The sequence below is a fragment of the Trebonia sp. genome (assembly GCF_030042015.1).
GTDB lineage: Bacteria > Actinomycetota > Actinomycetes > Streptosporangiales > Streptosporangiaceae > Trebonia.
Window position 1 is genome coordinate 1 of record NZ_JASIAL010000513.1, and the last position, 5304, is coordinate 5304.

The following is a 5304-nucleotide window of genomic DNA, read 5'->3' on the forward strand; positions in this document are numbered from 1 at the left end:
AGGCCGACCTGCCGATCGTCCCGGTCTACACGAACATCTTCGCCCCCCCGCTGCCGCAGCCGAAGCGGTACGTGCAGCTCGGCCAGGCGATCAGGGAACTCGTCGAATCCTGGCCGAGCGACCAGCGGGTCGCCATCATCGGCACCGGCCACCTCTCCCTGGAGCTGGGCGGGCCACGCCAGTTCGGGCCGCACGGCCCCGACCCCGAGTTCGACCGCAAGGCCGTCGAGTGGATCGCGTCGGGCGACATCGAAAAGGCGCTCGGCGAGGTATCGCTCGACTCGCTGTGGGAGCCGGGCAACGCGACCCACGGCTTCCTCGACTTCATGCTGATGATGGGCGTCGCCGGAGCCGGGGAGAAGGCCGACTACGTGGACACCCTCGACCTCTTCCACACGATGGAGGCCTACTTCACCTGGTACCCGAAGGGCGGGGACGCGTAGATGAGCAAGTACCTGCTGAACAAGTTCCTCTACACCGTCGACCGGGACCCCGAGCTCGTCGAGCGGTACCGCGAGGACCCCAAGGGCACCGTGGAGTGGTGGGAGGCCGAGCGCGCGAACGCGATCCTGAACGTGCACGGCGGCGAGAGCTCGACCTGGCTGAGGTTCGACGACGCCGAGCGCGAGGCGCTGGCCACGCACGACTACCCGAGGCTGTTCGAGCTCGGCGCGCACCCGTTCCTCACGCTGACCTTGTTCATCGCCATGTTCGAGCGCGACTACGCCGAGCCGCTCGGCTTCCAGCTCGAGTACGCCCAGCGGCTGTCGCACTTCTCCATGCCGTACCCCGACATCAGCACCTGAGGACAAATGGGGCGATAGCGTATCGCCATGACCGCTGAAGGCGACAGGGTAGCCGGCTTCGGGAAGCTCGAAGACGGGCTCAAGCAGGCCAGCCCCTGGTACACGTGGGGACCCTACGTCAGCGAACGGCAATGGGGCACGGTACGCGAGGACTACAGCGACGACGGCGACGCGTGGAACTACCTGCCGCACGACCACGCCCGGTCCCGGGCCTACCGGTGGGGCGAGGACGGGCTCGCCGGGTTCTGCGACGTGGAGCAGCGGCTCTGCCTCGGGCTGGCCCTGTGGAACGGCCGCGACCCCTACCTGAAGGAGCGCCTGTTCGGGCTGACCGGGCCGGAGGGCAACCACGGCGAGGACGTCAAGGAGCACTGGTGGTACCTGGACTCGCTGCCCAGCCACGCCTGGAACCGGTGGCGTTACCACTACCCGCAGGCGGCCTTCCCCTACGACAAGCTGCGGCTGGAAAACTCCCGCAGGGACAGGCGCAGCCCCGAGTACGAGATCCTGGACACCGGGATCTTCGACCACGACAGGTACTGGGTCACCGAGGTCCGGTACGCCAAGGCGGATCCAGCCGACCTGCTGATGGTGATCAGCGTGACCAACGCGGGCCCGGAGGCCGACACGGTGCACGTGCTGCCGACCGCGTGGTTCCGCAACACCTGGTCCTGGGACGACGACGCGCCGAAGCCAGTCCTCGCGGCGGCCGATAACAGCAAGAAGCGGGAGGGGGCGCCGCCTGCCGTCCGCATCGAGCACCCCTTCCTCGGCACGCTGGAGCTCCTCGCCGCCGGCGCGCCGGACGGCACGGCCCCGCGGCTGCTGTTCTGCGAGAACGAGAGCAACACCGAGCGCCTGTGGGGCTGCGCCGCGGCAACGCCGTACCCGAAGGACGGCATCAACGACCACGTGGTCTCCGGCGCGGCCACCGTCAACCCCGCCCTGACCGGCACCAAGTGCTCGTTCTGGTACGAGCTGACCGTGCAGCCGGGCGCCACCGCGGAGATCCGGCTCCGGCTCCGTCCCGCGCAGGCCCAGGACCAGGCCCAGGACCAGGCCCAGGACCAGGGACAGGCCCAGGGACAGGCCCAGGCCCAGGGACAGGCGCCCGATCCGTTCGGGGAAGATTTCGACGCCGCCCTCACGCGGCGGCAGGCCGAGGCCGACGAGTTCTACGCGGCGCTCGCCCCAGCAGGCGCCACGGCCGACGAGGCCATCGTCATGCGCCAGGCCTTCGCCGGGATGCTGTGGGGCAAGCAGTTCTACAACTACGACGTGGCCACGTGGCTCGACGGGGACCCGGCGCAGCCGCCCCCGCCCCCGGACCGCGGCCTGAACAGGAACGCGCGGTGGCGGAACTTCGACGCGTTCGACATCATGTCGATGCCGGACAAGTGGGAGTACCCCTGGTTCGCGGCCTGGGACCTGGCATTCCACTGCGTGACGCTCGCGCACGTCGATCCCGGGTTCGCCAAGTACCAGCTGATCGTGCTGTGCCGGGAATGGTTCCAGCACCCCAACGGCGCGCTGCCTGCCTATGAATGGGATTTCGGGGACGTGAACCCGCCGGTGCAGGCGTGGGCCGCGCTTGAGGTCTTCGCCCTGGACGGCGGGCGCGACCTCGACTTCCTGTCCCGGATCTTCGACAAGCTGCTCGTCAACTTCACCTGGTGGGTGAACAGGGAAGACCTGCGGGGCAACAACCTGTTCGAGGGCGGCTTCCTCGGCCTTGACAACATCGGCCCCATCGACCGGTCCCACCTGCCGCCGGGCGCCGTGCTCGAACAGTCCGACGCGACCGGCTGGATGGCCTTCTACGCGCTGTCGATGGCCGTGACCGCCTCGCTGCTGCGGCTCAACGGCCGCCGCCAGGGGGCCGACCTGGTGCTCAAGTTCCTCGAGCACTACGCAGCGATCACCGACGCGCTTGAGGGCCAGGAGCTGTGGAACGACGACGACGGCATGTTCTACGACCGGCTGAGCCTGCCGAGCGGCGCCGTCTTCCCGGTCAAGGCCAGGTCCATGGTCGGCATGATCCCGCTGCTCGCCGTCACGGTCGTCGACGAGGCGATGATGAAGAACGCGATGAAGTTCGGCAAGCAGTTCGCGGACTTCCTCGACAGGCAGGGCCTGTCCGACGCCGCCAAGCTGCGGGAGCAGGGCCTGCTGCGGGGCGTGGCGGACCACGAGCACCTGCTGCTCAGCGTGGTCGGGACGGAGCGGCTGCTCGCCCTGTTCCGGTCGCTGTTCGACGAGCAGAAGTTCCTGTCCCCGTACGGCCTGCGCTCGCTGAGCGCCGTGCACAGGGAGCAGCCCTACGTGCTGCACCTGGACGGCGCGACCGCGACGATCGACTACGAGCCGGCCGAGTCGACCACGTCGATGTTCGGCGGCAACTCCAACTGGCGCGGGCCGATCTGGTTCCCGCTGAACTACCTGGTGATCAGCTGCCTGCAGCGGTATCACAAGTACTTCGGCGACGAGCTCACCGTGGAGTACCCGACGGGATCGGGCGAGCAGTGGACGCTTGACGAGATCGCCGACGACCTGCGGGGCAGGCTGATCTCCATCTTCACCCGCGGCCCGGACGGGCGGCGGCCCTGCTTCGGCTGGCAGGACCGGCTGCAGCACGACCCGCGCTGGCGGGACAACATCGCCTTCAACGAGTACTTCCACGGCGATAACGGCGCCGGGCTCGGTGCCAGCCACCAGACCGGCTGGACGGGGCTGATCGCCGACATCATCCGCCGCCGCCACGGCGCGGCCCCCGAGACGGTCGACCTGATCGGCAGCCTGCTGTACCCGGAGGAGTTCGGATGACCAGCCCCGCCGGCACCGCGCCGGCGGGCAAGGCGGCCCCCGGCGACGGTGCGGTGCTCGGGGCGACGCCGCGTGACGGCGGCACGAACTTCGCGGTCGCCTCGACGATCGCCGAGGAGGTCACCCTCTGCCTGTTCGGCGCCGACGGCGCGGAGACCCGGCTGCCGCTCGGGGGCTACGACGCGGGCGTCTGGCACGGCTTCGTGCCGGGCGCTGGCCCGGGCCAGGCGTACGGCTACCGCGTCCGCGGCCCGTTCGAGCCGCGCCGCGGACTGCGCTGCAATCCGAACAAGCTGCTGCTCGACCCCTACGCCCGCGCCTTGTCCGGCAGCGTGACCTACGGCCCCGAACTGCTCGGGCACGACCCGGGCAACCCGGATGAGCCAAGCGGCAGTGACTCGGGCGGCCACGTGCCGAAGGCGGTCGTGATCGACTCCGGCTACGACTGGGACGGCGACACCAAGCCGGGCACGCCGCACGCCGACACGATCATCTACGAAACCCACGTCAGGGGCTTTACGATGCGCCACCCCGGCATCCCGCCCGGGCTGCGCGGGACGTACGCGGGGATGGCGCACGACGCCGCGACCTGCTACCTGCAGGAGCTCGGGATCACCGCGGTGGAGCTGCTGCCCGTGCACGAGTACGTGACCGAGGAGTTCCTGCTCGACCGCGGCCTGACCAACTACTGGGGCTACAACACGATCGGCTTCTTCGCGCCGCACCGCGGCTACGCGGCGGCGACCGATCCCGCGGCCCAGGTGAGCGAGTTCAAGGACATGGTGAAGGCGCTGCACCGGGCGGGCATCGAGGTCATCCTCGACGTCGTCTTCAACCACACGGCGGAGGGCAGCCAGGGCGGCCCCACGCTCAGCTTCCGCGGCCTGGACAATCCCGCCTACTACCGGCTGGTCCAGGGCGACCCGAGCAAGTACTACGACACGACAGGCACGGGGAACTCGCTGAACGCAGGCCACCCGCTGACGCTGCGCCTCATCATGGACAGCCTGCGGTACTGGCTGTCCGAGATGCGCGTCGACGGCTTCCGGTTCGACCTCGCGGCCACCCTGGCCCGCCAGGACGGCGGCTTCGACCAGCTCTCGGCCTTCTTCGACCTGATCGCGCAGGATCCCGTCGTGTCGCAGGCGAAGCTGATCGCCGAGCCGTGGGACGTCGGCGAGTCCGACAGCTACGACCTCGGCCGGTTCCCGGCCCAGTGGCGGGAGTGGAACGGCCGGTACCGCGACTGCATGCGCGACTTCTGGCGCAGCCAGGACACCGGCGTGGCCGAGTTCGCCACCCGGTTCAGCGGGTCCTCCGACCTGTACGGGGCCGGCCGCCGCCGCCCGACCGCGTCGGTTAACCTGATCACCGTCCACGACGGGTTCACGCTCAGGGACCTGGTCTCCTACGACGCCAAGCACAACGAGGCCAACCGCGAGGGCAACAGGGACGGCAACGACGACAACCGGTCCTGGAACTGCGGCACCGAGGGACCGACGGCCGACCCGGACATCGGCGAACTGCGCGGACGCCAGTCCCGCGCGCTGCTCACCACCCTGCTGCTGTCGTTCGGCATGCCGCTGTTGCTCGGCGGCGACGAGTCCGGCCGCACCCAGCTCGGGAACAACAACGCCTACTGCCAGGACAACGAGATCTCCTGGCTCGACTGGGC

Annotated in this window: 3 protein-coding genes and 1 pseudogene; all 4 read left to right on the forward strand. The window is 69.6% G+C overall.

Annotation, left to right across the window (positions count from 1 at the left end; genetic code table 11):
* Nucleotides 1-443: pseudogene (locus Q1N79_RS27525) on the forward strand (extradiol ring-cleavage dioxygenase); the annotation flags it as partial.
* Nucleotides 444-806: a hypothetical protein gene (locus Q1N79_RS27530; protein WP_300613961.1), complete on the forward strand. Its 363-nt coding sequence runs from the start codon at nt 444-446 to the stop codon at nt 804-806.
* Between the two features lie 27 nt (nt 807-833).
* Nucleotides 834-3629 (forward strand): hypothetical protein, encoded by a 2796-nt coding sequence (locus tag Q1N79_RS27535; protein ID WP_300613962.1) that lies wholly within the window; start codon nt 834-836, stop codon nt 3627-3629.
* On the forward strand, nt 3626-5304 hold a 1679-nt coding region (glgX, locus tag Q1N79_RS27540), incomplete at its 3' end, for a glycogen debranching protein GlgX (protein WP_300613963.1). The genes Q1N79_RS27535 and glgX, both read left to right, overlap by 4 nt.